Origin of the sequence: Halorubrum sp. DM2 (genome assembly GCF_901686465.1) — an archaeon.
GTDB lineage: Archaea > Halobacteriota > Halobacteria > Halobacteriales > Haloferacaceae > Halorubrum.
Genome location: NZ_LR594487.1, coordinates 2,022,178 through 2,047,055 on the forward strand (window position 1 = coordinate 2,022,178; position 24,878 = coordinate 2,047,055).

Annotated in this window: 26 protein-coding genes; 11 read left to right on the forward strand and 15 right to left on the reverse strand. The window is 71.1% G+C overall.

Annotation, left to right across the window (positions count from 1 at the left end):
• Positions 1 to 197 precede the first annotated feature (197 nt).
• The 5 genes from QOL69_RS10255 to QOL69_RS10275 all read right to left on the reverse strand — a co-directional run bounded on the left by QOL69_RS10255 (position 198) and on the right by QOL69_RS10275 (position 6,823).
• Positions 198 to 1,268: an NAD(P)/FAD-dependent oxidoreductase gene (locus QOL69_RS10255; RefSeq protein WP_283403074.1), complete on the reverse strand. Its 1,071-nt coding sequence runs from the start codon at positions 1,266 to 1,268 to the stop codon at positions 198 to 200.
• A 97-nt stretch (positions 1,269 to 1,365) separates the two neighbouring features.
• Positions 1,366 to 2,124, reverse strand: coding sequence for a class I SAM-dependent methyltransferase (locus QOL69_RS10260; protein WP_283403075.1), 759 nt, complete (start codon positions 2,122 to 2,124; stop codon positions 1,366 to 1,368).
• Positions 2,125 to 2,237: 113 nt separating this feature from the next.
• A complete protein-coding gene (locus QOL69_RS10265; protein ID WP_283403076.1) occupies positions 2,238 to 3,806 on the reverse strand; it encodes a DHH family phosphoesterase in 1,569 nt (522 codons plus the stop codon).
• An 88-nt stretch (positions 3,807 to 3,894) separates the two neighbouring features.
• Complete coding sequence (gene folP, locus QOL69_RS10270) at positions 3,895 to 6,540, reverse strand: dihydropteroate synthase (RefSeq protein ID WP_283403077.1); 2,646 nt, start codon at positions 6,538 to 6,540, stop codon at positions 3,895 to 3,897.
• A gap of 76 nt (positions 6,541 to 6,616) precedes the next feature.
• The gene (locus QOL69_RS10275; protein ID WP_283403078.1) at positions 6,617 to 6,823 is read right to left on the reverse strand and encodes a hypothetical protein; all 207 of its coding nucleotides are present in this window, start codon (positions 6,821 to 6,823) and stop codon (positions 6,617 to 6,619) included.
• A gap of 338 nt (positions 6,824 to 7,161) precedes the next feature.
• On the opposite strand from QOL69_RS10275, the gene QOL69_RS10280 reads away from it, so the two are divergent.
• The 4 genes from QOL69_RS10280 to QOL69_RS10295 all read left to right on the forward strand — a co-directional run bounded on the left by QOL69_RS10280 (position 7,162) and on the right by QOL69_RS10295 (position 10,308).
• Positions 7,162 to 8,226: an ABC transporter ATP-binding protein gene (locus tag QOL69_RS10280; protein WP_283403079.1), complete on the forward strand. Its 1,065-nt coding sequence runs from the start codon at positions 7,162 to 7,164 to the stop codon at positions 8,224 to 8,226.
• A complete protein-coding gene (locus tag QOL69_RS10285) occupies positions 8,223 to 8,978 on the forward strand; it encodes an ABC transporter permease (RefSeq protein ID WP_283403080.1) in 756 nt (251 codons plus the stop codon). The genes QOL69_RS10280 and QOL69_RS10285 overlap by 4 nt, the downstream gene beginning before the upstream one ends.
• A gap of 73 nt (positions 8,979 to 9,051) precedes the next feature.
• Positions 9,052 to 9,195, forward strand: coding sequence for a DUF7560 family zinc ribbon protein (locus tag QOL69_RS10290; protein WP_154018149.1), 144 nt, complete (start codon positions 9,052 to 9,054; stop codon positions 9,193 to 9,195).
• 99 nt (positions 9,196 to 9,294) lie between these two features.
• Positions 9,295 to 10,308, forward strand: a complete 1,014-nt coding sequence (locus QOL69_RS10295) for an aldo/keto reductase (protein ID WP_283403081.1) — start codon at positions 9,295 to 9,297, stop codon at positions 10,306 to 10,308.
• Between the two features lie 14 nt (positions 10,309 to 10,322).
• Here the strand turns inward: QOL69_RS10295 and hisH are convergent, their stop codons facing one another.
• The 7 genes from hisH to QOL69_RS10330 form a co-directional block, all read right to left on the reverse strand.
• Complete coding sequence (gene hisH / locus QOL69_RS10300) at positions 10,323 to 10,982, reverse strand: imidazole glycerol phosphate synthase subunit HisH (RefSeq protein ID WP_283403082.1); 660 nt, start codon at positions 10,980 to 10,982, stop codon at positions 10,323 to 10,325.
• Positions 10,983 to 11,069: 87 nt separating this feature from the next.
• Positions 11,070 to 12,038 carry a phosphonate ABC transporter, permease protein PhnE gene (gene phnE / locus QOL69_RS10305; protein ID WP_048078006.1) on the reverse strand — a complete coding sequence of 323 codons (969 nt, stop codon included), beginning with the start codon at positions 12,036 to 12,038 and terminating at the stop codon, positions 11,070 to 11,072.
• A complete protein-coding gene (gene phnC, locus QOL69_RS10310; protein WP_283403083.1) occupies positions 12,035 to 12,862 on the reverse strand; it encodes a phosphonate ABC transporter ATP-binding protein in 828 nt (275 codons plus the stop codon). The genes phnE and phnC overlap by 4 nt, the downstream gene beginning before the upstream one ends.
• Before the next feature lie 27 nt (positions 12,863 to 12,889).
• Positions 12,890 to 13,897 carry a PhnD/SsuA/transferrin family substrate-binding protein gene (locus QOL69_RS10315; protein ID WP_283403084.1) on the reverse strand — a complete coding sequence of 336 codons (1,008 nt, stop codon included), beginning with the start codon at positions 13,895 to 13,897 and terminating at the stop codon, positions 12,890 to 12,892.
• 95 nt (positions 13,898 to 13,992) lie between these two features.
• A complete protein-coding gene (locus tag QOL69_RS10320) occupies positions 13,993 to 14,625 on the reverse strand; it encodes a uracil-DNA glycosylase (protein ID WP_283403085.1) in 633 nt (210 codons plus the stop codon).
• A gap of 48 nt (positions 14,626 to 14,673) precedes the next feature.
• A complete protein-coding gene (locus QOL69_RS10325) occupies positions 14,674 to 15,276 on the reverse strand; it encodes an endonuclease dU (RefSeq protein WP_283403086.1) in 603 nt (200 codons plus the stop codon).
• Positions 15,273 to 15,455 (reverse strand): DUF5786 family protein, encoded by a 183-nt coding sequence (locus QOL69_RS10330; protein ID WP_006629442.1) that lies wholly within the window; start codon positions 15,453 to 15,455, stop codon positions 15,273 to 15,275. The genes QOL69_RS10325 and QOL69_RS10330 overlap by 4 nt, the downstream gene beginning before the upstream one ends.
• 114 nt (positions 15,456 to 15,569) lie before the next feature.
• Between QOL69_RS10330 and QOL69_RS10335 the strand changes: the two genes are divergently transcribed.
• On the forward strand, positions 15,570 to 16,211 hold the full coding sequence (locus tag QOL69_RS10335) for an MBL fold metallo-hydrolase (RefSeq protein WP_283403087.1): 642 nt from the start codon (positions 15,570 to 15,572) through the stop codon (positions 16,209 to 16,211).
• A 207-nt stretch (positions 16,212 to 16,418) separates the two neighbouring features.
• Here the strand turns inward: QOL69_RS10335 and QOL69_RS10340 are convergent, their stop codons facing one another.
• The gene (locus QOL69_RS10340; RefSeq protein WP_048078454.1) at positions 16,419 to 16,568 is read right to left on the reverse strand and encodes a 50S ribosomal protein L40e; all 150 of its coding nucleotides are present in this window, start codon (positions 16,566 to 16,568) and stop codon (positions 16,419 to 16,421) included.
• 62 nt (positions 16,569 to 16,630) lie between these two features.
• Complete coding sequence (locus QOL69_RS10345) at positions 16,631 to 16,900, reverse strand: thioredoxin family protein (protein ID WP_004598787.1); 270 nt, start codon at positions 16,898 to 16,900, stop codon at positions 16,631 to 16,633.
• Between the two features lie 275 nt (positions 16,901 to 17,175).
• Here QOL69_RS10345 and QOL69_RS10350 point away from each other — a divergent pair, with 275 nt between their 5' ends.
• The 3 genes from QOL69_RS10350 (at position 17,176) to hisE (ending at position 18,371) form a co-directional block, all read left to right on the forward strand.
• Positions 17,176 to 17,337: a preprotein translocase subunit Sec61beta gene (locus tag QOL69_RS10350; RefSeq protein WP_079890693.1), complete on the forward strand. Its 162-nt coding sequence runs from the start codon at positions 17,176 to 17,178 to the stop codon at positions 17,335 to 17,337.
• Between the two features lie 84 nt (positions 17,338 to 17,421).
• On the forward strand, positions 17,422 to 18,015 hold the full coding sequence (gene pdxT / locus QOL69_RS10355; protein ID WP_283403088.1) for a pyridoxal 5'-phosphate synthase glutaminase subunit PdxT: 594 nt from the start codon (positions 17,422 to 17,424) through the stop codon (positions 18,013 to 18,015).
• Positions 18,016 to 18,107: 92 nt separating this feature from the next.
• On the forward strand, positions 18,108 to 18,371 hold the full coding sequence (hisE, locus tag QOL69_RS10360; RefSeq protein ID WP_048078016.1) for a phosphoribosyl-ATP diphosphatase: 264 nt from the start codon (positions 18,108 to 18,110) through the stop codon (positions 18,369 to 18,371).
• A gap of 4 nt (positions 18,372 to 18,375) precedes the next feature.
• On the opposite strand, the gene QOL69_RS10365 is transcribed toward hisE, so the two are convergent.
• The gene (locus QOL69_RS10365) at positions 18,376 to 18,768 is read right to left on the reverse strand and encodes a hypothetical protein (protein WP_283403089.1); all 393 of its coding nucleotides are present in this window, start codon (positions 18,766 to 18,768) and stop codon (positions 18,376 to 18,378) included.
• A 70-nt stretch (positions 18,769 to 18,838) separates the two neighbouring features.
• On the opposite strand from QOL69_RS10365, the gene QOL69_RS10370 reads away from it, so the two are divergent.
• The 3 genes from QOL69_RS10370 to leuS all read left to right on the forward strand — a co-directional run bounded on the left by QOL69_RS10370 (position 18,839) and on the right by leuS (position 24,870).
• Positions 18,839 to 19,762 carry a glycerophosphodiester phosphodiesterase gene (locus tag QOL69_RS10370; RefSeq protein ID WP_283403090.1) on the forward strand — a complete coding sequence of 308 codons (924 nt, stop codon included), beginning with the start codon at positions 18,839 to 18,841 and terminating at the stop codon, positions 19,760 to 19,762.
• Positions 19,763 to 19,824: 62 nt separating this feature from the next.
• On the forward strand, positions 19,825 to 22,083 hold the full coding sequence (locus QOL69_RS10375; protein ID WP_283403091.1) for a hypothetical protein: 2,259 nt from the start codon (positions 19,825 to 19,827) through the stop codon (positions 22,081 to 22,083).
• Positions 22,084 to 22,191: 108 nt separating this feature from the next.
• Complete coding sequence (leuS, locus tag QOL69_RS10380) at positions 22,192 to 24,870, forward strand: leucine--tRNA ligase (protein ID WP_283403092.1); 2,679 nt, start codon at positions 22,192 to 22,194, stop codon at positions 24,868 to 24,870.
• Positions 24,871 to 24,878: the final 8 nt, after the last annotated feature.

Here is a 24,878-nt window from a genome sequence, read left to right on the forward strand (position 1 = left end):
ATCGACGATTTATACGAGACAGATACGCATCGCCGAGCGGCTGGGGCTTTGGGAGTGGTCCGCGCTGATTCGCAGTCAGCTATTTATAAATGAGTGTCCAGAGCGGTGGCAGCAGTCGGCCCGTGGTCGATCAGTCGCCGAGCCCCGAAAGCGGAACCGAACGCTATCTTATAACAAACCGCAGTACCCCTCGATTATCAGTCGTCCGCGGTCGCGGCGTCGACCGCGCCCTCGTACAGCTCGCCGGCGCGCTCGCGCTCGGTGAGGTAGTCGTCGGCGTCGAGCGCGGCCTTCACGCCCATACCGCTCGCGGTCGCCGCCTGCTGGTAGTGGAAGTCGACCACGTCGCCGGCCCCGAACAGCCCCTCGACGCCGGTCTTCGTCTGCCCGCCGCCGCGGCCGCCCTCGGCGATCAGGTAGCCGTCGTCGTCGGTCTCGATGCCGGTCCCCTCCAAGAAGTCCGTGTTCGGGACGTGGCCGATGGCGTAGAACACCGCCCCAACGTCGAAGTCGTACTCGTCGACCGCGTCCGCGGTCGCGGTGTCGTCGAGCTTCTCTTTGGGATGCCCGTCGGGGTGTTCGACGAGCGTCACGTGGTCGATCCCGTCCTCGCGAGAGCCGTGGATCTCCGTCAGCTCGGTGTTGAGGAGGAGTTCGATGTCGCCCGTCTCGACCTTCTCCATCACGCGCTCGATCCCGACGTCCTCCGCGCGGAACTCCTCGCGGCGGTGGGCGACGTAGACGGTGTCCGCGAACTTCGTGAGGAAGTTCGCCTCCTCCATCGCGGCGTCGCCGCCGCCGACGACGAGCATGTCCTCGTCGCGGAAGAACGCGCCGTCGCAGGTCGCGCAGGTCGAGAGCCCGTACCCCATCAGCTCGTCCTCGCCGGGGACGCCGAGCGTGCGGGCGGAGGCCCCGGAGGCGACGATGACGGCGTCGGCGGTGTAGACGTCGCCGTCGGAGAGCGCGACGCGGAAGTGGCCCGCCGGCTCCTTCGAGACGTCCTCGATGACGCCGTTGCGCGCCTCGGCTCCGAACTTCGTCGCCTGCTCTTTCATGTCGTTGATGAGCCCCGGGCCGGAGATCCCCTCGGGGAAGCCGGGGTAGTTCTCCACCTCGCTCGTCAGCGTGAGCTGGCCGCCCGGCTCGTCGCCCTCGATGAGGAGGGGGTCGTTGTTCGAGCGCGCGGCGTAGATCGCCGCCGACAGCCCCGAGATACCGGTGCCGGCGATGATCAGTCGACGGTGTTCGACGACGTCGTCGGTCATGTGAACGGATTCGCCGCCGCGCCGTATGTACGTTGCGCCCGCTGTCGACCGCGCCGCACGACCGGGGGATCGCACCCGGCGTCGGTGGGGAACCGTCCTATCGCACCGCGACGAACACGCGCCGGTCGTCGTCCGGGCCGTAGCCGTCGGCGACCGAGACGGCGTCGAACCCCGCGGCGGCGAGCGCGTCGGCGATCCGGTCGTCGGAGAACGGCGTCATCCGGCGGCGGTCGACGAACGGGTCGCCGTCGGGCGTGAACGTCACCGCCCGCCAGTCCAATCGGCCGTCGTCGGTCGGGACGTGGTGAGCGACCCGGACGTACTCGACCGCCCCGTCCGCGTCGCGGCCGACGTCTAACCCCGGCCGGTTCCCCGCGGGCGGCAGCGGGGAGTTGTCGAAGACGAGGACGCCGCCCGGCCGGAGGGCGTCGCGGAGCGCCTCGATCGCGGGATCGAGGTCGCTCGGGGGAAGGTGGTTCACGACACCGCGGATCGCGACCGCGGCGTCGAACGGCTCGGCGTCGCCGAGGTCCGGGTCCGGGAGGCCGGCGTGACGGAACGCGACCGCGCCGCGGGGCTCGTCGGCCCGGTCGGACCCGACGACCGCGCGGTCGCACTTCTCGCGCGCGACGTCGAGCATCCCCTCGTGAACGTCGATCGCGGTCACGTCGAGCCCGCGGGCCGCGAACCGCCGCGTGTGTTCGCCGGTGCCGCAGCCGATCTCAAGCAGGCGCTCGGGATCGACGCCGCGCTCGGCGAGGACGTCGCGGACGAAGTCAACGTCGCGGTCGTACGCCCACTCGGACTGGATCGCGTCGTACAGCCGCGGGCGCTCGTCGTAGAGGCCGTCGGCCATGTGCGGGCGTCCGCGGCGGAGGAACGACCGCCTTTCGGCAGTGTGCGGCCGTCTGTCACACTAATTTCCGCCACGTCCCGATCGGACGGTCGGCCCGTCGGAGACGCCGCTCCTCAGTCCGTCGGGAACTCCGGCGGCAGCCCGACGGGCTGCGGGGGCGCGTCGTCGAGCGCCTCGAAGAACCGCTCGCCGACGAACGTCTCGACCACCTCGGCGAGCGACTCCGCCTCCGACTCTGAGACCTCCGCGAGGAGGCCGAGCGGGACCTGCGCGCCCGCCATCGCGGCGTGCCCGCCGGCCGATCCCACGGGGTCGAGCGCGTCGCGCAGCAGTTCGCCGGCGTCGAGGTCGGCACCGCGGGCGCGGGCGGAGCCGTAGATCACCCCGTCCATGTAGCCGTAGACGAACGTCACCGTCACGCCGTCTAGATCGAGGAGTCGCTCGGCCGCCTGTGCGAGCGCGTCGCGGTCGGCGATCTCGCCGACGCAGGAGGCGACCACCGACCCGCGGACGTCCCGGTTCTCGATGGCGGCCGCGAGGACGCGCAGCGTCTCGGGGCTCACGCTCGGGCTCTCGACGCGTTCGAGCGTCGACTCGTCGGCGTGCGCGAGCAGGGCGGCCGCGGCCCGGAAGTCGTCTATCGCGGTCGCCCGCGTGAAGTCCTTCGTGTCGATCCGGATCCCGTACAGCAGCGCCGTGGCGAGGTCGCGGTCGGGCGCGATCCCGAACCGCGAGAGGTACTCGGAGATTAGCGTGCTCGTCGCGCCGACCGCCGGACGGATGTCGAGGAACGATCCCGCGACCGGCCCCCGGGGCGGGTGGTGGTCGATGACGACGTCGACCGGATAGTCTTCGGGGAGGCTGTCGTTGATCCCGGCGCGGGAGTGGTCGACCAGGGCGACGCCGCCGTAGCCGTCGAGGTCGACCTCGTCGAACGGCCGAAGGCCGATGTCGAGGAGGTTCACCAGCGCGCGGTTCTCTTGGTGGGCGATCTCCCCGCCGTAACAGGCGTCCGCGTCGATGCCGATCGACTCGGCGACCCGGGTCAGGCCGATCGCGCTCGCGATGGCGTCCGGGTCGGGGTTGTCGTGTGCGACGACCAGAAGCGGCCCCGACAGCCCCCGGAGCGTCGCGAGCAGCCGAGCCGGTTTCTCGTCGTCCGGGGCCTGAGAGGGGCCGGCGGCGAGACCCGCGGCCACGTCGGTCTCGGCGTCCGCGTCGCTCGCGTCGTCCGTGCCGTCCCCGCTGTCCGTGCTGCCTTCGTCGCCCGCGTCGTCCGCGTCGCCGTCGAGACCGACCGCCTCGCAGACGCGCCCGGTGACCGCCTCGACGGGGTCGATCACGCGGTCCGAGACCGCCGCGATCGCCGTCCGCTGCTCGTCCGTCGCCGCCGTTCCGAGGTACGTGACGACCATCGCGTCCGGGTATCGGTCTCGGGCCGCGCGCGCGGCGGCGACGTTCCGGGCGACGTCGTCGCTCGCGACCAACACGATCGCCGCCGCGTCCGGATACGTTTCGGGGTCGGTCGGGTCGCCCTCGACCGTGGCGACGTTGCGGTCGCGCAGCGTCGACGCCCACCCCGTGTCGTCGGTGATCGCCACCAGGTCGCCGCGCTCCTCGCGGGTGCGCTCGGCGAGCGCGTTCCCGACCGCGCTACAGCCGAGCAGCAGGCGACGGGTCATACGGACGCGACGGGGTCGCGAGGCAAAACGCTGCCGTCGGCGCGCGGCGGGCGAGCCGTCCGAGCCGGCGTCGCGCTCCGCACGGGGGTCACTCCGCGTCCTCGCGGTCGCCGTCGGCCTCCCCGTCGCCGTCGCGGAGCGACCCCCCGACCGCGGCGGCGACGTCGACCGCTGCGCGGTTCTCCGCGACGTCGTGGACCCGGACGATGTCGGCACCGCGGTCGGCGGCGAGCGCGGTGCCCGCGACCGTCGCGTGCTCGCGGTCGTCGGCGTCGCGCCCGACCGCGCCGTACAGCGACTTGTGCGAGTGGCCGACGAGGACGGGGCAGCCGAGCGCCGCGAACTCCCCGCAGCGCGCGAGCAGCTCGAAGTCCTCCGGGGGCGACTTGCCGAAGCCGATCCCGGGGTCGACGATCACGCGGTCGCGGCCGATCCCGGCCGTGTCGGCGAGCGCGAGCCGCTCGCGCAGCGCGTCGACGACCTCCGCGACCACGTCGTCGTACTCGGGGTCGGCGTCCGGGTCGACCGGCGCGTCGAGGCTGTGCATCACGATCACCGGGCAGTCGGCGTCGGCGACGACCGCTCGCATCTCGGGGTCCGCCAGGCCCGTCACGTCGTTGATGACGTCCGCGCCCGCGTCGAGCGCCGCCGCCGCGACCGCGGGCTTCCGCGTGTCGACGGAGACCAAGATGTCGCCGGAGCCCACCGCCGGCACCGACTGTATCGCCTCGATCGTCGGCACAACCCGGTCTATCTCCTCGTCGACCGGGACCGGCTCCGCGCCCGGGCGAGTCGACTCCCCGCCGACGTCGACGATGTCGACCCCCGCCGCGACCATGCGCTCGACGCCCGCGACCGCGTCGTCGAGGTCGGCGTGGCGGCCGCCATCGTGGAACGAGTCCGGCGTGACGTTGAGCACGCCCATCACGGCGGTGCGGTCGGTCCACGGGTAGTCGTCGGTCGAGCCGGAGCCATCGGCTTCGGCGTCGGTCGAGTCGCGGTCGGCGGCTTCGGCGTCGGCCCTGACCGCCGCGGCGAGGTCGGCCGCGACCCCGCCGAGTCCGCGGGAGTCGGCCGCGGCGAGCCGCTCGACGAGCGCGCCGAGTTCGGCGACCGTCCCGGCGACCGTGACGGGCACCTGCTCGCCCGCGGCACCGCGGTCCTCGTCCGCGCCGAGTCCGCCGAGTGCGGCGTCGCCGCCGACGGCCCGGGCCTCGGCCGCGACCCGCTCGGCGCGGTCGCCGCGCAGCCGGAGGGTGAGGACCCGGTGGTCGACGCCGTCGCGGCGGGCCTCGACGCCCGCCGGCGGGACGCCGGCCGTGTCGAGCGCGTGGGCGGCGTCCTCGGGGCCGCGGACCGTGCGCTCCCGGACCGTTCGGGTGCGGGCGGCGCGGGCCTCGGCGACCGCGAACAGCGAGCCGACGAGCAGCACGCAGTCGCCCGGGTCGGCGCGGTCGACCGCGGCCGCGAGCGCGTCCGACACGTCGTCGCCAGCCGTCACGCGGTCGACGCCGGCCGAACGGAGCGCGGCGGCGAGGACCGCGGGATCCTCCGCGCGGTCGATGGCGGGCCGACAGGTGATCGCCGTCGCCGCGTCGGGGAGCGCCGCGGCCGTCTCCGCGTGGTCCTTGTCGTGCATCGCGGCGTAGACGAGGTGGAGGTCGCCGTAGTCGTACTCGTCGAGCGTCGCGGCGAGGGTCCGGGCGGCCGCGGGGTTGTGCGCGCCGTCGAGGATGGTCAGCGGCGCGGTGTCGACCACCTCGAACCGGCCCGGCCACGTCGCCCGCGCGAGGCCGTCGCGGACCGCGCGGTCGGGGAGGGGGGTGTCGAGCGCGCCCGCGGCCCGGTCCGCGAGCGCGTCGACCGTCCGGTCGGCGAGCGCGACGGCGACCGCCGCGTTCGCCGCCTGATGGCGGCCGACGAGCGGGATCCGGTAGGTCCCCTCGCGCTCGCCGGTGACGGTGATCTCGGCGTCGGTGGCGCTGACCCGTCCCTCGTAGGTCGCGGCGAACGCGGGCGGGTCGTCGGGGTCGGCCTCGTTGTCTGACTCTCCGTCGCTTCCTTCGGTCTCCCCGGTCGCCCGCGTCACCGGCGCGCCCGCCTCGCCCGCGACCTCGCGGACGACGTCGAGCGCCTCCCCTTCGCAACCGGTGACGAACGGCGCGTCGGGGCGAGCGATCCGGGCCTTCGTGCGGGCGATCTCCGCGATCGTGTCGCCGAGGACCGCAGTGTGTTCTAAGGAGACGTTCGTGATCGCGGTCGCGACCGGGTCGACCGCACTCGTCGCGTCGTACTCGCCGCCGAGCCCGACCTCCAGCACCGCGACGTCGACCTCGCGGCGCGCGAACTCGCGGACCGCCATCGCCGTGACGACCTCGAAGAAGGTGAGCGGTTCGCCGGCGGCCGCCCGGTCGATCAGCCACGGCCGGACCTCCTCGACGAAGTCGGCGATCGCGGCGTCGGTCATCTCCCGGCCGTCGACGCGGACGCGCTCCGAGAGCGCCGAGAGGTGCGGCGAGGTGTATAGTCCGACCGAGAGGCCGGCCTCCCGCAGGACTGACTCTGTCATCCGCGCCGTGCTGCCCTTGCCGTTCGACCCCGCGATCTGGACGAACGGGACGTCCTCCTGCGGCGAGTCGAGGTGCGCGAGGAGGGCCTCGACCCGTTCCGTACCGGGCTTGACCGAGAAGCGGCGGAGGTCGAACAGGAACGCCGCCGCCTCGTGGTAGTCCATACGCCGTGGGTCGGCTCCACGTCGCTTAGGCGTAACGGACCGGGACGACGTGGTGTTTTGAGATGTTTCGTCTCGGTCAGTCGGTTTCGGGGATGCGACCGCCGAAGCCCCAGTCGCTCGGCACGACGCGATCGCTGTCGTCGAGACGGCCACCGAAGTCCCAGTCGCTCGGCACGACGCGATCGCTGTCGTCGAGACGGCCACCGAAGTCCCAGTCGCTCGGCACGACGCGATCGCTGTCGTCGAGACGGCCACCGAAGCCCCAGTCGCGAAACCGCCACACGCTCGCTGTGCTCCTCGGTCGTTCGCTCCGCTCACTCCCTGCGGTGCTTGCGTCGCCTGTGACGGTTTCGCGACTGCCCCTTCGAGTCCCGCCCCGCACCGCAACCGCTCCTCACGCCTCCCCAGCCTCGTCGACCTCCCTCCGCTTCGCTCCGGTCGGTCGACTCCAGCGAGAATCGAAGATTCTCTGGCAGCCGGCGGCTCCGCCGCCGGCGACCTCGCGCGGCGCTGCTTCGCGGTCGCCGGTGACGACCGCTCGCAGGCGCGCGCCGGAGGGAATGGTCGGCGATCGAGATTCGAAGAGCAACCCTTACGCGCGCGGCTCCCGGACCGGTTTCCATGGACGAACCGACAGCCGAGGCGGACGCGGCGACCGCGTCGGCCGCGGCGTCGTCGACGGCGGGCGACGCCGAGGGTCCCGGGGCCGAGAGCGCGATCGTCGCCGAGGGCGTCTCGAAGGCGTACGGCGACGTGGTCGCGCTCGACGGGGTCGACCTCGACGTCGCGGCCGGCGAGGTGTTCGGTCTCATCGGCCCGAACGGGGCAGGGAAGACGACGCTGGTGCGCGCGCTTACGGGGACGACCGAGGCCGAGGGCGACCTGCGGGTCTTCGGCGAGCGCCCGCGTGCGGTCGATCCCGCCCGGATCGGCCTGCTCCCGCAGTCGTTCGACCCGCCGGCGCGGCTCACGGCCCGCGAACTGGTCGACTACTACGGCGGACTGTACGACGCGGCCCGCGACACCGAGTCGGTCCTCGACGACGTGGGGATGACCGACGACGCCGACACGTGGTACGAGTCGCTCTCGGGCGGCCAGAAGCGCCGGACCTGCGTCGCGACCGCCGTCGTCAACGACCCGGACCTGCTCTTCCTCGACGAGCCGACGACCGGGATCGACCCCGCCGGCCGCCGGGCGATCCACCGGTTGATCGAGCGACTCGCCGCGGACGGCACGACGGTCTTCCTCACGAGCCACGCGATGGACGAGGTCGAGCGGCTCGCGGACCGGGTCGCCCTCCTCCGCGACGGCGGGGTCGTCGCCGTCGGCGCGCCGGATCGACTGGTCGCCGAACACGGGGGCGCGCCCCGGCTCGACGTGACGACCGCGGAGCCGGCCACGGAGTCCGTCGTCGAGCGCGTCGCCGCCGGCGTCCGCGAGCGGCTCGGGACCGACCCGGCCGTCACGGCGACGGACGATGGGCTCCGGATCCGGGGCGTGCGCCCGGAGGCGATCGGCGACGCGGTCGACGCGCTCGACGGTGCGGGCGTCGCCTTCGAGTCGCTCTCGTGGTCGGAGCCGTCGCTGGAGGACGTGTACCTGCGGCTCACCGGCGAGGAGTACGCGCATCGGGGAGACGAGAGGGCGGTGACTAAACCCGTCGGCGACGCGGAGGGTGACCGATGACCCGACTCGGCCGGATCCGGACGGAGGCGGTCGCGGCGGCGCGCTCGTTCACCCGTCGCCGGACGGCGGTGTTCTTCACGTTCTTCTTCCCGGTCATCTTGGTCGTCATCTTCGGCGCGCTGATTCGGACGCAGCCGACCGGCGGGGGCCTCTTCGCCGAGCCGGCGGGCTACTACATCCCGGGCTACCTCGCGGTCGTGGTGCTTTTCACGCCGCTGTCGCGGGTCGGCTCCGAGATCGCGCGCCACCGCGACGGCGGGCGGTTCGAGAAGCTGGCGACGACCCCGCTCTCCCGCGCCGAGTGGCTCCTCGCGCACACGCTGGTCAACGTCGCGATCATCGGCGCTGCGAGCCTGCTCATCCTTGGGCTCGTGCTGGCGGTGACGGACGCGACGCTCATCGTCTCTCCCGCGCTCGCCGCGCTTCCGGCCTTCGTCGCGGTCGCGGTCGCACTCTTCTGTGGACTCGGCGCGGTCCTCGGCTCCGTCGCTGACTCGCAGGACGGCGTGATCGCCGCGAGCAACACGGTCGCGTTACCCCTGCTCTTCCTCTCCGAGACGTTCGTGACCCCGTCGCTGCTGCCGGAGTGGTTTCTGCCCGCCGTCGCCGCCTCGCCGCTGACGTACTTCGCCCGCGGTACCCGCGCGATCACCTACGAGGGCGGCGAGTGGGCCGGCGACCTGCTCGTGTTGACCGCGCTCGCCGCCGGTTTCCTCGCGGTCGGCGCGTACGCGGTCCCCCGAACCGAGTGACTGCGCGGCGGCCGCCGCGGAACCGTCCTTTTATGTCCGCAGCCCGTGTCCCGACGAACTGAGAGGGAGAGCGTTGACAACCGTTCACTTCACCTGTTCGGACTGCGCGCAGACCATCGAGGTCAACGACGCGATGCGCGAGACGATCCTCGAGGCCGGCTGCCCGGTGTGTACCGCGGCCGCGGCCGAGGACGACTTCGCCGTGACCTGCGAGTGACCGTCGCGGCCGCCGCGAGAGTCCCGACAGTCGTCGGTCGTTGACACACCGCATCCGGTTGCTGTGGCTTTTTGCGTCGACCGCGACAACGGGTCGACGATGGCTCCCGAACTCGACGAGATCGACCTCGGAACCGTGCCGCTCGGCCGGACCGGCCTGCGGACGAGCGAACTCCAGTTCGGCACGTGGCGGTTCGGCCGCGTGACCGAGGCGGGGAACGTTGAGATCGACGAGGACCGCGCCCACGAGCTGCTCGACGCCTACGAGACCGCCGGCGGGCGCTACATCGACACCGCCGACGTGTACGGCGGCGGCGACTGCGAGCGCTGGATCGGCGACTGGCTCGCCGAGCGCGACCGCGAGCGCTACACGGTCGCCTCGAAGGTGTACTGGCAGATCCGCGACGGCGACCCGAACAGCCGCGGCACGAACCGCAAGAACGTCCGCCACCGCGTCGACGCCCTGCTCGACCGGCTCGACACGGACTACATCGACGTCCTCTACATCCACCGGTGGGACGACGAGACCCCGGCCCGCGAGCTGATGAAGACCCTGAACGGACTCGTCGAGTCCGGCAAAGTACATTACCTCGGCGCGTCGACGCTCCGCCCGAACGCCTGGAAGGTCGCCCGCGCCAACGAGATCGCGCGCAACGAGGGGTGGGAGCCGTTCAAAGTGCTCCAGCCGCGGTACAACCTCGTCGACCGCGAGGTCGAGGGGGATTACCTCGAGTTCGCGCGCCAGCGGAACCTCGCCGTCTCCCCGTGGAGTCCGCTCGGACAGGGATTTTTGACCGGCAAGTACCACCGTGACGCCGACCTCCCCGACGACTCGAAGGCCGCCGAATCCAGCCGGTTCCAAGAGGCGTACCTCACCGAGGAGAACTTCGACGTCCACGACGAGCTGGATGCGGTCGCCGACGCGGTCGACGCCTCGCCCGCGCAGACCGCGCTGGCGTGGCTCGCGCACCGCGACGGCGTCACCGCGCCCATCGTCGGCGCGCGCACCGTCGACCAGCTCCGCGAGAACCTCGCGGCCGCGACGATCGACCTCTCGGACGAGCAGGTCGACCGCCTCACCGCGGCCAAGCCCGGCCCGTACGGCGACTTATAAACTGACCGCGGCGCTCACCGCTCCGCGCAGTACTCGACGAAGTTCCGCAGGATCTTCAGCCCGGTCTCGCCGCTCTTCTCCGGGTGGAACTGCGTGCCGAACACGTTGCCGGCCTCGTTGGCGACGACCGCCGGGAAGTCGACGCCGTAGTCCGCCGTGGCGACGACCGCGTTCGGGTCGTCCGGCTCGGCGTAGTAGGAGTGGACGAAGTAGGCGTACTCGCCGTCGACGCCATCAACGATTGGGTGGTCGCGCGTCACCTCCAGCTCGTTCCAGCCCATGTGGGGCACCTTGCGGTCCACTTCGAACCGGACGTTGGTGCCGGGGACGAGATCGAGTCCGGTCACCTCGCCTTCGCCCTCGTGGTCGGCCTCCTCGCTCGTGGTGAGAAGCATCTGCATCCCGAGACAGATGCCGAACAGGGGGCGGCCGGCCTCGGCGTGCTCGGTCAGCGCCTCGCGCAGCGGGCCGGCGTTCTCCATTCCCTCGCGGAACGCGCCGACGCCCGGGAGGACGACGCCGTCGGCGGCCGCGAACGCCTCGGGGTCGTCGGTGATCTCCACGCTGGCCCCCGCTCGCTCCAACCCGCGGGTCGCGGACCGGAGGTTCCCGAGCCCGTAGTCGACCAAGACGACGTCCGCCAGCGTCTCCGCGGGCGGCTCGAAGGTACTCATACTCCCTCTCGGAGGGGGACGGAAAAATCGGTTTCCCTTGCGACAGTCGGGTCGCCCCGGCGAGCGAAAAGCACCGAGCGGCTCAGTTCACTTCAGCGCCGCCTCGGCCATCCGCTGCGGGAAGCCTAAGAGTAGCGCCACGATCCCCTGCGCCTCGTCGCCCTCGCGGAGCGCCGACCGGATCCGCTGGGAGACGATCTCCACCGAGATGATCAACACGAGGATGACGAGGATCGTCGCCATCATGTTGGTGAACCGGAAGAGCCCCTGCTGGACGGACAGCACCTGCCCGAGCCCGCCGCCGCCGATGATGCCGAGCGAGACGGCGATCCGGACGTTGATCTCGAAGATGTACAGCGTCCACGCGATGAAGGGCGTCGTCACCTGCGAGAGCATCCCGAAGGTGATGAGCTGGGGTTTGTTCGCCCCGGTCGTCTCCATCGCCTCGATCGGGCCGTCCTCGATCTCTTCGAGTTCGTCCGTGAACAGCCGACCGAGGTTCCCGACCGTGTCGGTCGCGATCGCGAGCGTCGCGGTGACCGGGCCGATTCCGCCGAGCGGGATGTAGATCAGCCCCCACACCAGCGCCGGAATGGCGCGGATCGAGGACATCAGTCCGCGGAAGATGAAGTTAAAGGGGAAGGGAGTGACGCGACCGGAGCCGAGGACGCCGAAAAGCAGCGCGAGCGGGAACCCCATCACGGTGCCGGCAAAGCCCATCGCGAGGGTGATCCCGGCCTCGCCGAGCAGGGGGGTGTCGCCGCCGAACCCGCCCCAGATGAGGTTCTGCTCGGTGATGAACGACCAGTAGGCGGCGAATCCGCTCGGGTCGATGAACGGGAATCCCGGCGTGAGGAACGGGAAGAAGTCTCGCAGCGCGTTGAGGAAGTTCGGCAGGTACCTCGGGATGTTCGCCTCGAAGAACCCGACGGAGGTGAGCGCGTAGTAGAACAGTCCGGCGAGGACCACCAGTCCGACCCCGAACACGAGCGCGCGGACGCGACGCGCGAGGACGATCGCCTTGTACCGGTCGCGGACGGCGTCGTCGTGGCTCATTGACCCATCCCGCCCCCGGACACGCGCTTCGACGACGCGTCGTCGATCGAGCCGTCGTCGGCCGAGCCGCCGTCTGTCTCACCGTCGGGTGCGAACATGCCTTCAGTGTCGATGTCGCCGTAGATCTGGTCGATCACGTCCATGTCGAACTCGTCGCGGTAGCCGTCGAACACCTTCTGTCCGTCGCGCAGACCGATGAACCGCTCGCCGAACTTGCGAGCGAGGTTCACCTGATGGAGGCTGATGACCGCGGTCAGGCCGCGCTCGGCCGCGGCCGTTCGGAGGTAGCCCATCACCTGCTGAGAGGAGCCGGGATCGAGGCTCGCGACCGGCTCGTCCGCGAGCAGTAGCGTCGGGTCCTGTACCAGCGCGCGGGCGATCCCGACGCGCTGCTGTTGTCCGCCGGACATCTGCTGGGCGTTCTGCTGGGCCTCGTCCAAGAGACCGACGGTGTCGAGCGCGTCGAGCGCCTGGAGCTTGTCCGCTTCGCTCTGCCGCTGGAAGAGGGAGTCGACGAACGTGTTCCGGTTGAGCGAGCCGGTGAGCGCGTTCGAGTACGCGTTCATCTGCTCGATGATGTTGTGCTGTTGGAAGATCATGGCGATGTCCGGACGGGGCTCGGTGACCGGGGTGTCACCGATTCGGATCTCGCCTTCGGTAGGCGTTTCGAGCCCGTTCATACAGCGGAGGAGCGTCGACTTCCCCGACCCGGAGACACCGAGCACGATGACGAACTCCCCTTCGGGAATCTCGAAGGAGACGTTGTCGAGCGCGACGGTCTCGCCGAACCGCTTGGTCAGTCCGTCGACTGTGATACTACTCATTACGGTAAATGTTGTTCTCGGGGGGCCTTACGAAAGGTCTTCGAAGGAGAGACCGAGCTGGTCGAGGACGTCCCGGATGGGCTGGTAGTCCTCGATGCTCCCCTCCTGAACGCCGGTGAACCAGAGCGGCTCGCCGTCGTAGTCGTCGCCGTGGCTGAGATCCTCTTCGGTGACGCTGAGCATCGCCTCTTCGAGGTCGCCCTTGACCGAGTTGTCCCAGTTGGAACGGGTCACGAGCGGCGCGCGCGGGATCGGGTCGGAGACGGCGAGCAGCTGGAGCTCGGTGCCCGACGACTCGATCTCGTCGCCCGCGCCCTCGTACTCCGCCGAGATGTCGACGAAGTCCTGCGACATCTCCTCGAACTGCGCCTGCGGGACGTAGGGCGCGGAGGAGAACGCGCCGGTCGTCGCCGCCATCACGTCGTCTCGCTGGACCATCTGTTCGCGCGCGGTGGTGTGGTCCGAGAACTCCGCCTCGAAGTTGCCCGGGTCGCCGTTGGGGGCGTCGCCGACGTCGAGACCGGCGTTCTGGAGGAGCGTGAGCGGGACGAGCGTCCCCGAGACCGAGAGGATGTCGCCCATGTAGATGAGCTCGCCTTCGATATCCGAGAGCGACTCGATGCCGCTGTCGGGCGTCGTCGTGACCGTCGAGAAGTACTGTGCCGCGCCGTACGCGATGCGGACGCCGACGATGTCGAGGATGTCCTCGCCGGCGATGACCGCGGACGGGGAGATGTCCGCGATCTCGCCCTGATCGTTTCGGATCGCCTGGAGCGTCGCCGTGTAGCTCTCGGCGCGGCTCGGCTCGATCGTCACCTCGACCTCCGACTCGAGGTACTCGAACATCGGCTGGTACTGCTCTTCGATCGCGACGTCCGACTCCGCCGGGTTCAGTACGAACCGCGCCGTCGGAACGTCGTCGGTCTCGCCGGAGGTTCCGCCGTTACCGGAACAGCCTGCGAGACCGATCGCACCGGCCGCACCCGCTGTTTTGACAAACGTTCGCCGATCCGCCGCCCACCTGTTGTCGGACATACACAGGACGGTTTCACTCGCGTGACTAATCGTTTTCTATGTTTTCTATATAGATCATGAACGACCGTCGGCGTCGAGCGGCGTCAGAGGGAGGATCAGAACTCACCGAGCCGCGACTGACCGTCGCCGCCGTCGCCGTCGCGGTTCCCGACGCCGCTCAGCTCGGCCGCCCGCGCGATCGTCTCGAAGAAGCCGTCGCGTTGGCTCCGGTCGTACAGCGTCGCGGCGGGGTGGACGGAGAGCAGGACGCGCCGTGACGCCCCGCCGAGTCTGGCGTCGACCACGTCGCCGGACTCCGACGTGATCGCCACCGACCGGTCGAGGAGGTGTTCGCTCGGCACCTTCCCGAGCGTCACGATCAGCTCCGGGTCGAGCCGGTCGATCTCGCCTTCGAGATACCCGCGACAGTTCCCCAGTTCCTCGCTCGTCGGGTCCCGGTTATCCGGCGGTCGACACCGTACACAGTTCGTGATCCGCACGTCCGCGCGGGCGAGCCCGGCGTCCCGCAGCGCCTCGTCGAGGACGTCGCCCGAGCGCCCCACGAACGGCTCGCCCTCCTCGTCTTCGGTGGCACCGGGCCCCTCGCCGACGAACAGCAGGTCCGCGTCGGTCGGCCCGACGCCGTCGACGATCCGGCTCCGGGACTCGACCAACGCCGGACACCGCTCGCAGGCCGGGACCCGCAGGTTCTCGTCGAGACCGGAGCCGTCGCCGCCGTGTTCGCTCATGCGAACGGATGGGGCGCGGGCGTCTAAGTAGCGTCGGTCTCGGCGGTCTCACTCGCCGCCGACCGCCTCGCGGTGGGCGCTCGCGGCGAGCGCCGCGATCCGGAGCGGCTCGCAGCGCCGGAATCCGTCGCGGGTGAGCGCCCGGACCGCCGCGGCGGCGCGCTCGGGATCGATTCCGACGGCGCGGACGGAGCGGGAATCGCTCTCGGCCTCGGCGTCCCCCGCGTCGCCGTCCACCTCTGGGCCCGGATCGATCGGGACGCGCGCCGGCAGCGACCGGTAGACGGCGAGCCGGTCGGCGAGCGCGTCGCCGTCGAACGCGTCCCGCAGGGCCGGTTCGAGGCCGGGGCTGGCCTCGTAGCTCACGGCGTACGCCGGGCGGTCGAGCGTCTCGGCGAGTCGGCCGAGGTCGAGGAAGTTGAACCACGCGGGCGCGACGCCCGCGCAGGCGACGTGGCGAACGTCCTCGCGGTCGAGCGCGCGCCAGCAGTCGATCACGGCGTCGGTCGCGTCCGTGCCGCCGACGGTACACCGGGCGAACGCGAACCCGTCGGGGGTGCCGTCTGCGCGGACGACGACGCCGGCCGCGCGGCTCACGTCGTGGTCGTCAGAGAAGGCGACGCCGAGCGTTCGGCTCGGCGGGGTCCTCACGTCTCCTCGGACTTGATCTCCTGAAGCCGGTCGAGGAGTTCGTCGTTGGACGCGCCGGGCTCGTAGTCGACGGACCCCTCGTGGGTTTCTTGGGCAGCCTGAACGCCGTCTTCGTCGTCGAAGTCCGCGTCCAGGTCCTGATTCTCCTGTTCGGACTCATCGTAGCTGCCGAAGCCCATTTGTGTGTGAGACTAACAGGGGGTGAGGGATAAATCTACGGGCGAGGACGGTTCCGACCGCCCGGCTCGGGGCCGCGACTGTACCCTTTTGTCCCTCCGCGAGCGAGTACGGGCATGGAACCGATCGCCGTCACCGCGGACGCGGAGGAGTTCACCTGCAACGCGTACCTCGTCGTCGGGGACGCGACGACGCTCGTCGACGCCGGCACGATGCCGGGCGTCGAGGACGCGGTCGCCGAGGCGCTCGCCGAGGCCGACGCCGACGGACTCGACCGCGTCGTCCTCACGCACCAGCACCACGACCACGTCGGGGAACTCGACGCGGTCGTCGACCGCTTCGACCCGGAGGTCCTCGCGTACGCCGACCACCCCCACCGCGACGTCGCCCTCGAAGCCGGCGACGAGGTGTTCGTCGGCGACGAGGCCTGCGAGGTCGTCTACACCCCGGGCCACGCCGACGACCACGTCTCGCTCGTCGGCGACGAACGGCTCTACTCCGGCGACGTCGTCGTCTACAACGACGGCGCGTTCTCGGACGGATCGTTCGGCCGCACCGACATGGCCGGCCAGTCGCGCGAGCGCCTGATCGAGAGCCTCCACGACCTCCTCGACCGGCTGCCCGACACCGTCGACGCGATGTTCCCCGGCCACGGTGAGGTCTACCGCGCCGCGGAGGGACCGGACAGCGTCCGGGAAGTCATCGAGCGCGCGACCGAGCGCGCCGAGCGCCGCGAGCCGAAGTACCCCGACGAGTGAGGGGGTGACGGCCGCCCGACCGTCGCTCCCGGCGCGCCCCGGCGAGCGCCCGAACGGGCGCGAGCCGACGGTGCGAGGGAGTCCGACGGCCGAAGCGAAGCGGAGGCCGTCGGACGAGGCTGGGGAGGCGCGAGGCCCGCGCTCGGCCGGCCGTCGACGACACCGTCGCTCGACGGAGTGAAAACGGGCGAAGAAAGCGCCGGCCGATCAGGCGGCGCGGCGCTCGGTCGCCTTCGGGCGGAGGTTAGTGTAGCCGCACTTGCGGCAGCGCTCGGCCTCGGAGGCGTTGCGGGCGTTACAGCGCATACAGATCTGTCGGTCGAGCATGCGGCGTTCGGCGGCGTCGAATTTGGCCATACGCCTACTGAGCGAGCGGCGCTGTAAAAGGTTGCGAGACGCCGCGGCGCGGGGCGGGCCGCTCAGGCCCCGGCTTCGGTGAGTGCGGCCTCGATGTCCTCGCGCTGGGTGACCCCGACGAAGCGGTCGACGACGCCGTCGTCGTTCTCGACGATGAGGGTGGGCAGCGAGCGGACCTGGTACTGGTTCGCCACGTCCTGCTCCTCGTCGACGTCGACTTTCTGGAGCTCGAACGCGTCGCCGAGGTCCTCCTGAATCTCCTCTAAGATGGGGTCTTGCGTCTTACACGGGCCGCACCACTCGGCGTGGAAATCCAGCAGTCGAACGGTCATAGTCGGCCCCAACTACCGCCGGCCTGCGCATAAGGGTTTCCCACTCGTGTGCGCGGCTCACGAAACCCCGTGAAGACGGCGGCACGACGGAGGCGATAACTCCGCGAACGCGGCGACCCACCGGCGGCGACGATCCCGCGGAGACGACGATTCCGCGGAGACGACGATTCCGCGGAGACGACCGGGAAGCGACGCCTCCGGAACAACCGAGAGAAGACCGCGGCGTCCCGGCGGCGAACGAAACGTTTAGAACGCGGCGACGCGCACAGACGGACATGAGTGGTTCCAACTCCGGCGGGCTGATGTCCAGCGCGGGACTGGTCCGCTACTTCGACAACGAGGACCGGAACGCCATCTCGATCGACCCCAAGACGGTGATCGCGTTCTGCGTTCTCTTCGGCGTGTTCGTCCAGATCCTCTCGCTGACGGTCGCGTAGGCTCCCCCGTCGCTCTCGTTTCTCGGCCCGTCGATCCGGTCGCGTAGCGCGCCCTTTTTCCACGCGCCCGCCCCATCGATCCGTATGAAAGCAGGCGTCATCGCCGTTCAGGGCGACGTGGCCGAACACGCCGCCGCCGTCCGCAACGCCGCGGCCGCCCACGACGAGTCCGCGGAGGTCGTCGAGGTCCGGGACGCGGGGATCGTGCCCGACTGCGACGTCCTCCTCATGCCGGGCGGGGAGTCGACGACCATCTCGCGGCTGATCCACCGCGAGGGGATCGCCGCCGAGATCCGCGACCACGTCGCGGCCGGCAAGCCCGTCCTCGCCACCTGCGCCGGGCTCATCGTCTGCTCGACCGACGCGAAGGACGACCGGGTCGAGCCGCTGGGGCTGGTCGACGTCTCGGTCGACCGCAACGCGTTCGGGCGACAGAAGGACTCCTTCGAGGCGAAGGTCCCGATCGCCGGACTCGACGACCCCTTCCACGCCGTCTTCATCCGCGCGCCGGCCATCGACGAGATCGGCGCGGGCGTCGAGACGCTGGCGACGGTCGACGGCCGCCCGGTCGCGGTGCGTGACGGCCCGGTCGTCGCCACCGCGTTCCACCCCGAACTCACCGACGACCCGCGGGTCCACGACCTCGCCTTCTTCCCCGACCGGGAGGTGGTCGCGTGAGCGACCCGGACGCGGTCGGGGACGCCGCGGAGGGCTCGGGCGGCGGCGCAACCGAGACCCCCGACGCCCCGCCGGAGGCCGTCCTCGACGAGCTGTTCGCCACCATCGAATCGCGGAAGGCGGAGCTGCCGGAGGGGTCGTACACGGCCTCGCTTTTCACCCACGAGAAGGGTGAAAACGCCGTCTTAGAGAAGGTCGGCGAGGAGTCCACGGAAGCGATTCTCGCGGCGAAAGACGACGACCTCGACGAGCTCACCGCGGAGAGCGCCGACCTCGTCTATCACCTGCTCGTGTTGCTCGCGATGAAGGACCTCGACCTCGACGACCTGCGCGAGGAGCTTCGAGACCGGTTCTGATCGCCTACCGCTCCCGTTCGAGTTCGCGGTCGATGTCGTCGAGCTCCTCCGTCTCCAGTTCGTCCGCGATCCGGCGTTCGAACTCCGCCTCGCTGATCTGCCCCTCGACGTACTGCTGCCGGATGCGGTCCTGCCGGCTCTCGGCGGCGTCGACCGACGTCGACGAGACGGACCCGGCCCCGACCGAGTCGATCGACGGGGAGTCGTCGTCGAGCAGCCACGAGCCGGCCTTGTACGCGACGTAGACGAGCCCCGCCAGCACGGCGAGCGTGACGATTCCGGAGACGACCGCGGTTGCGAGGCCGATTATCGCCGAGATCACGGACAGCACGACGCTGACGCCGACGAGGATCGCGAGGGCGATCGCGCCGTAGTAGAGGGCCTTCTTCCCGTCCATGCTCCGGGGTCGGGCGGCCGGCCGCAAATACCTTCTCCCGCGCCGCCGAACGGTTCGTACGGGAACCGCCGTGAACGACCCCGAATCGTCCGGATCCGACCGGGACGCTCGCTCGACCCGCAGAGCGACGCTGCGGCGAGGCGGTTCGCTCGCGGTCGGTGCGGTCGCGGCGACCACCGGCTGTATCGACCGCAGGCGTGACGCTGCGAGCGAGGCGCGCGGCGAACGCGACGCGTCGGACCCGCCGCTGATCGCACACCGCGGCTTCGCGGCCGAGAACCCGGAGAACACGGTCGCGGCCGTCGAGGCGGCGATGTCGGTCGTCGACCGGCTCGAACTCGACGTACGTCGCTGCGGCACCGGCGAACTCGTCGCCTTCCACGACGCGACGCTCGGGCGGGTGACGGACGCGACCGGGCGGGTCGAGGAGACCGCCTACGAGCGGCTCGCGGAGCTCTCCGTGGAGGGCTCCGGCGAGCCGGTGCCGACGCTCGCCGAGGTGCTCGACGCGGTGCCGGCCCACGCGTGGGTCATGCTCGACCTGAAGGAGCGGGGACTCGCGGCGGACGCGCTCGCGGTCGCCGCGGACCGCGACCACGACCTCGCCGTCACCGCGGACGACCCCGCGGTGATCGAGGCGGTCCGGGCGGCCGACCCGTCGGTCCCGACCGTCTACGGCGTCCGCGAGTCCGTGCCGGCACGAGTCCTGCGACCCCTGATCCCCGGCCGCGTCGCCGCGACGACGGTGCCGCGCTGGGCGTACCCGCCACAGGACGCCGCGGGGGCGGTCGAGACGGCCGTCGAGCTGGGCTGTGCGGCGGTGTCGCCGCGGTACGAGCTGTGTCTGCGGACGAACGTCGTCTCGCGCGCAGCGAACGCCGGCCTCCGGGTGTTACCGTGGACGGTCACCTCAGAGCGGGAGTACGAGGCGGTGACGGGCGCGGGGGTCGACGCGGTCGTGTCGGATGTCTCCCGCGGACTGCCGGTGACGTGAGTCGACGGCAGGGAACGCGGGCGGCAGAAGGGTTATTTCTTCGGGTCGCGTCGCCCGAGGAAATGAATCGGGACTCGGAGGCCGGCGAGGACGCGACCCGGACCGGGCCGAGCGGCCTCGACGACGGCGCGCCGGGCGGGCGGGTCGACCGACGGACAGTTCTCGGTGCGGTCGCGGGGGCCGGGAGCGCCGCGGTCGCCGGCTGCGCCGGCTCGGAGCCGGAAGACGCGTCGACGACCGGGCTGGACCCGGAGCGGCTGGAGGGGCTCGCGGCCCGGTTCGCGCCGACGGTGTACTTCGATTCCGCCGAGCCGTGGTTCCCGACCGACCCGCGCCCGTACGCGACCGAGGAGGACGGCGAGACGGTCGTCGACGGCTTCGCCGCGTTCGACGGCTACCACGAGCGGTACGACGACGCGGGCGAGCCGCCGAACCCGACCGTCTTCTACAACGGGATGCGGTACGAGGACTCGCCGCTCGCGGTCGTCCAGTTCTGGATGTACTCCGCGTTCGACCAGTTCACCGCCAACTTCCACTGGCACGACTGGGAGGTGCTCCACGTCTTCGTCGACCTCGACTCGGGCGACCCGCAGCTGTACGTCGCCAGCTCGCACTCCCGGAGCGTCCCGAACAACGAGTTCCTCGACCCGGACCCCGACCGCGTCCCGCGGATCCTCACCGAACTCGGCTCCCACTCCAGCGCCCTCTCGGTGAACGAGATCCCCGACGGGTTCCAACGCGTGGGCGACGACGGACTGCTCGCGGACATCACGAACGCGGCGATAGACACCGTCGAGGACCTCCTCGGTATCCCCCTCGCGTACGGTCTCCCCCGCGACGAGGGGGCGCGCTTTCCCTTCGTCGTCCCCGAGTACGGGGGCGAGCCGATATACGACCACCCGGACCTCCCCTCGGTCACCGCCGGGTCGCTGGTCGACGGCGCGCTCACCGTCCGGTCGCTCGACGCGCTGTCGTCGCCGCCGACGGACCTCCCGGACCGGGAGACCGGGGTCGCGTTCCGACACGCCGACCGCGAGGACGCGCTCGCGGACGAGACCGCCGAGTCGGTCGTCGGCTACGATCTCGTTCCGAGCGCCGAGTTGGAGGGGATAAGCGCGTTCACCGGGCCGCAGCTCAGCTTCGAGTTCGCCGTCCCGGGGGCGGTCGAGGACGCCGTCGCGGGCCACATCACGACCACCGGCGTCCCGTGGGAACAGCCCCGGTACGAGAACCCGGCGCTCGACGTCAGCGCCGGCAACCACCGATCGGAGCTCGCGGCGCGGTACGAGTCCATCGCCGACGACCCGTCGTTCGGCGACGACGCCGCCGGCGCGTTCGACGCCGTCGTCGCCCGCGTCACGGAGGCGACCGAGACCGACGACGCGCCCCCCGGTGAGGGGCTGACCACGACGGACGCGAGCGTCGAGTCGTTCGTCCTGATCGAGAGCGACCCCGAGGCGGTCCCGACGTTCGCCGGCGGCGTCGCGGTCGCGAACGGGGTCCCCGAGGGCGACCACCGGCTCACGGTCAACGGCGCGGGACAGGCCCCGCACAGCGAGCGGCTGACCGTCGCGGCCGATGAGTCGGTGACCGCCGCGGGCGTCGACGGCGAGATCCCCCTCGTCGCCCGCGAGAACGCGCGGAAGGTGGAACTCGACGACGCCGAGAGCGACGTCGACGTGACCCGGACGGCGATCGAGGACGACTTCGCCGGGCAGATCTACGACTCCGCGGTCGACGGGAGCGACGCGGTCTACGTCCACGCCGGCGGCGCGTACACGACGGAGGTCCGCGACGCCGACGACGAGGTCGGCGCGTACCGCGTCAACCCGGACCCGCCGGGGAACGACGACGGGGACGATGATGACGACGGGACCGGTGCGACCGACCCGATCCGGATCGAGCGCCCGGAGACCGGCGCGGCCTCGCTCGCCGGCTACGTCGCGGACGTGGCCGAGGAGACGCGCGCCGCGGTCGCGGCCGCGGCGGCGAGCGACGACGGCGACGACGGCGACGGGAACGATGGGGAATCCAGTGGCGGGTCCGGCGGAGGCGGCCCGTCGAACGCGGTCAACGGGTTAGAGCGGGCCCTCGCGGCCGCGGTCGACCAAGCGGAGCGGGCCGAGGAACGCGCCCGCGAGGGCGACGGTGAGGGGACGGACCGCCAGTTGGCGAACGTCCTCGACCGGATCGCTCGGATCGAAGAGCGGCTCGCCGCCGCGCGCGAGGGACTTCCTCCGGGGCTCGCGAACGCGACCGGGAAGCGGGTCGCGCAGGCGACCCGGCGCGTCGAACAGGCGCGGAGCGCGGAGAAGCTGTAGTCGGGACCGAGCCCGGCGTCGCCGGGCTCGGCCACGGGGCGGTGTGACACGCCGCACCACTGGATGGAAAGCTATACGACGCCGACCCGACCACGCGTATATAAGCAGATGTCTCAGGAGGGATACGACCACGCGACGGTGGAGGAACGCTGGCAGGAGGCGTGGGACGACGCCTCCGTCTATCACGTCCCGGACGACGCCGAAGACCCGACGTACGTCCTCGGGATGTACCCGTACCCGTCCGGGAAGCTCCACATGGGCCACGTCCGTAACTACACGATCACGGACGCGTACGCCCGCTACCGCCGGATGCGCGGCGACGACGTGCTCCACCCGATGGGGTGGGACGCGTTCGGACTGCCCGCCGAGAACGCCGCCAAGGAGCGCGACACCAACCCCCGCGACTGGACGTTCGACTGTATCGACACGATGCGCGGGCAGATGAAGTCGATGGGGTTCGGCTACGACTGGGACCGGGAGGTCACCACCTGTACCCCGGAGTACTACCGGTGGAACCAGTGGCTGTTCTCCCGCTTCCGCGAGGCCGGCCTCGTCGAGCGCCGCGACGCCGAGGTGAACTGGTGTCCCTCCTGTGAGACCGTCCTCGCCGACGAGCAGGTCGAGGGCGAGGCGGAGTTGTGCTGGCGCTGTGACACCCCCGTCGAGACCCGCGAGCTGGACCAGTGGTTCCTGAAGATAACCGAGTACGCCGACGAGCTGCTGGAGGCCATCGACGGGCTGGAGGGGTGGCCCGACTCCGTGCGCCAGATGCAGCGCAACTGGATCGGTCGGCAGTACGGGGCGGAGGTCGATTTCTCGATCGAAGGACACGGCAGCGTCACCGCGTTCACCACCCGGATCGACACGATCCACGGCGCGACGTTCTTCGCGCTCGCGCCCGACCACCCGATCGCGCAGGAACTGGCGGAAGAAGACGACGCGGTCCACGAGTTCGTCCACCACGAGGCCGACCCGGACGGCGACGAGCCGAACGGGGTCGCGACCGACCTCACCGCGACGAACCCCGTCACGGGCGAGGAGATTCCGGTGTTCGTCGCCGACTTCGTCCTCTCGGACGTGGGGACGGGCGCGCTGATGGCTGTGCCCGGCCACGACGAGCGCGACCACGCGTTCGCGGAGAAGATGGGCGTCGAGATCCGCCCCGTGATCGCCCCCGAGCCGGACGACTGGGACGGCGAGACGGTCCCGGACACCCCCGACGTGGAGGAGGCGGCGTTCACCGACGACGGGGTCGTGATCGATTCCGGCGAGTACACCGGCCTCGACAGCGAGACCGCGCGAGAGCAGATCACGGCCGACACCGACGGCGCGGAAGAGACGACCCAGTACCGCCTGCGCGACTGGGGTATCTCCCGCCAGCGCTACTGGGGGACGCCGATCCCGATCGTCCACTGCGACGACTGCGGGGCGGTGCCGGTGCCCGACGAGGACCTGCCCGTCGAGCTACCGGAGTTCATCAACACGACCGGGAACCCGCTGGACGCCGCCGACGAGTGGCAGGAGACGACCTGCCCCGACTGCGGCGCGCCCGCGACCCGCGAGACCGACACGATGGACACGTTCGTCGACTCCTCGTGGTACTTCCTGCGGTACGTCTCGCCGGGCCTGGAGGACGCCCCCTTCGACCTGGACCGCGCGAACGACTGGATGCCGGTCGACCAGTACGTCGGCGGCATCGAACACGCCGTGATGCACCTGCTGTACTCGCGCTTCTTCACCAAAGTGCTGGCCGACGAGGAGGGGTTGGAGCAGCGCGAGCCGTTCACGAACCTGCTGGCGCAGGGGATGGTCCAGCTGGACGGCGAGAAGATGTCCAAGTCGGTTGGGAACACCGTCTCGCCGCAGCGGATCGTCGACGAGTACGGGGCCGACACCGCGCGGCTGTTCATGATGGAGGCCGCCCAGCCCGAGCGCGACTTCGACTGGTCCGAGGAGGGTGTCAAGTCCACCCACCGCTTTTTGACGCGGCTGAACGACCTCGTCGAGGACTACGCCGCGGGCGACGTTGCGCTCGCCGGCGACGGCGAGGCCGCGGACCGCGACGAGATCGACGACTACGTCGCCGACGAGACCGACGCCGCGGTCGCCATCGCGGGCGCGGAGTACGACGAACTAACCTTCAACGTCGCGCTCCGCGAGGCGCAAGGGCTGGTCCGTACCCTGCGGAGCTACCGGGAGTACGCCGACCCCCACCCCGCCGTCTTCGAGCGCGGCGTCGACGTCGCGGTCCGCCTGCTGGCCCCGGTCGCGCCCCACCTCGCCGAGAAGCTGTGGGAGACGCTCGGCCGCGACGGGTTCGTCGCCGAGGCCGAGTGGCCGAGCGCGAGCGTCGACCGCGACACCGTCGAGCGCCGCCGCCGGCTGGTGACCAACACCCGCGAGGACGTGCGCGACATCGTCGAGGTCGCCGGCATCGACGACCCCGAGCGGATCGACGTCGTCGTCGCGCCCGACTGGAAGTACGACGCGCTGGCGATCGCGATCGACAGCGACGCCGACAACCTCATCTCGGAGCTGATGGCCGAGAGCCACATCCGCGAGCGGGGCGACGCGGCCGCCGCCTACGGACAGGACCTTCAGGCGAACCGTGAGGCGCTCCGGGAGACGCTCGGCGGCGACGCCGAGTACGACGCGCTGCGCGCGGCCGCGTGGCTGATCGAGCGCGAGTTCGACGCCCCGGTCCGCGTCGCGCGCGCCGCGGACGCCGACGAGGGCGTGGTCCGAAAGGCGGAGCCGGGCCGACCCGCCATCGACATCGTCGAGTGACGGGCCGG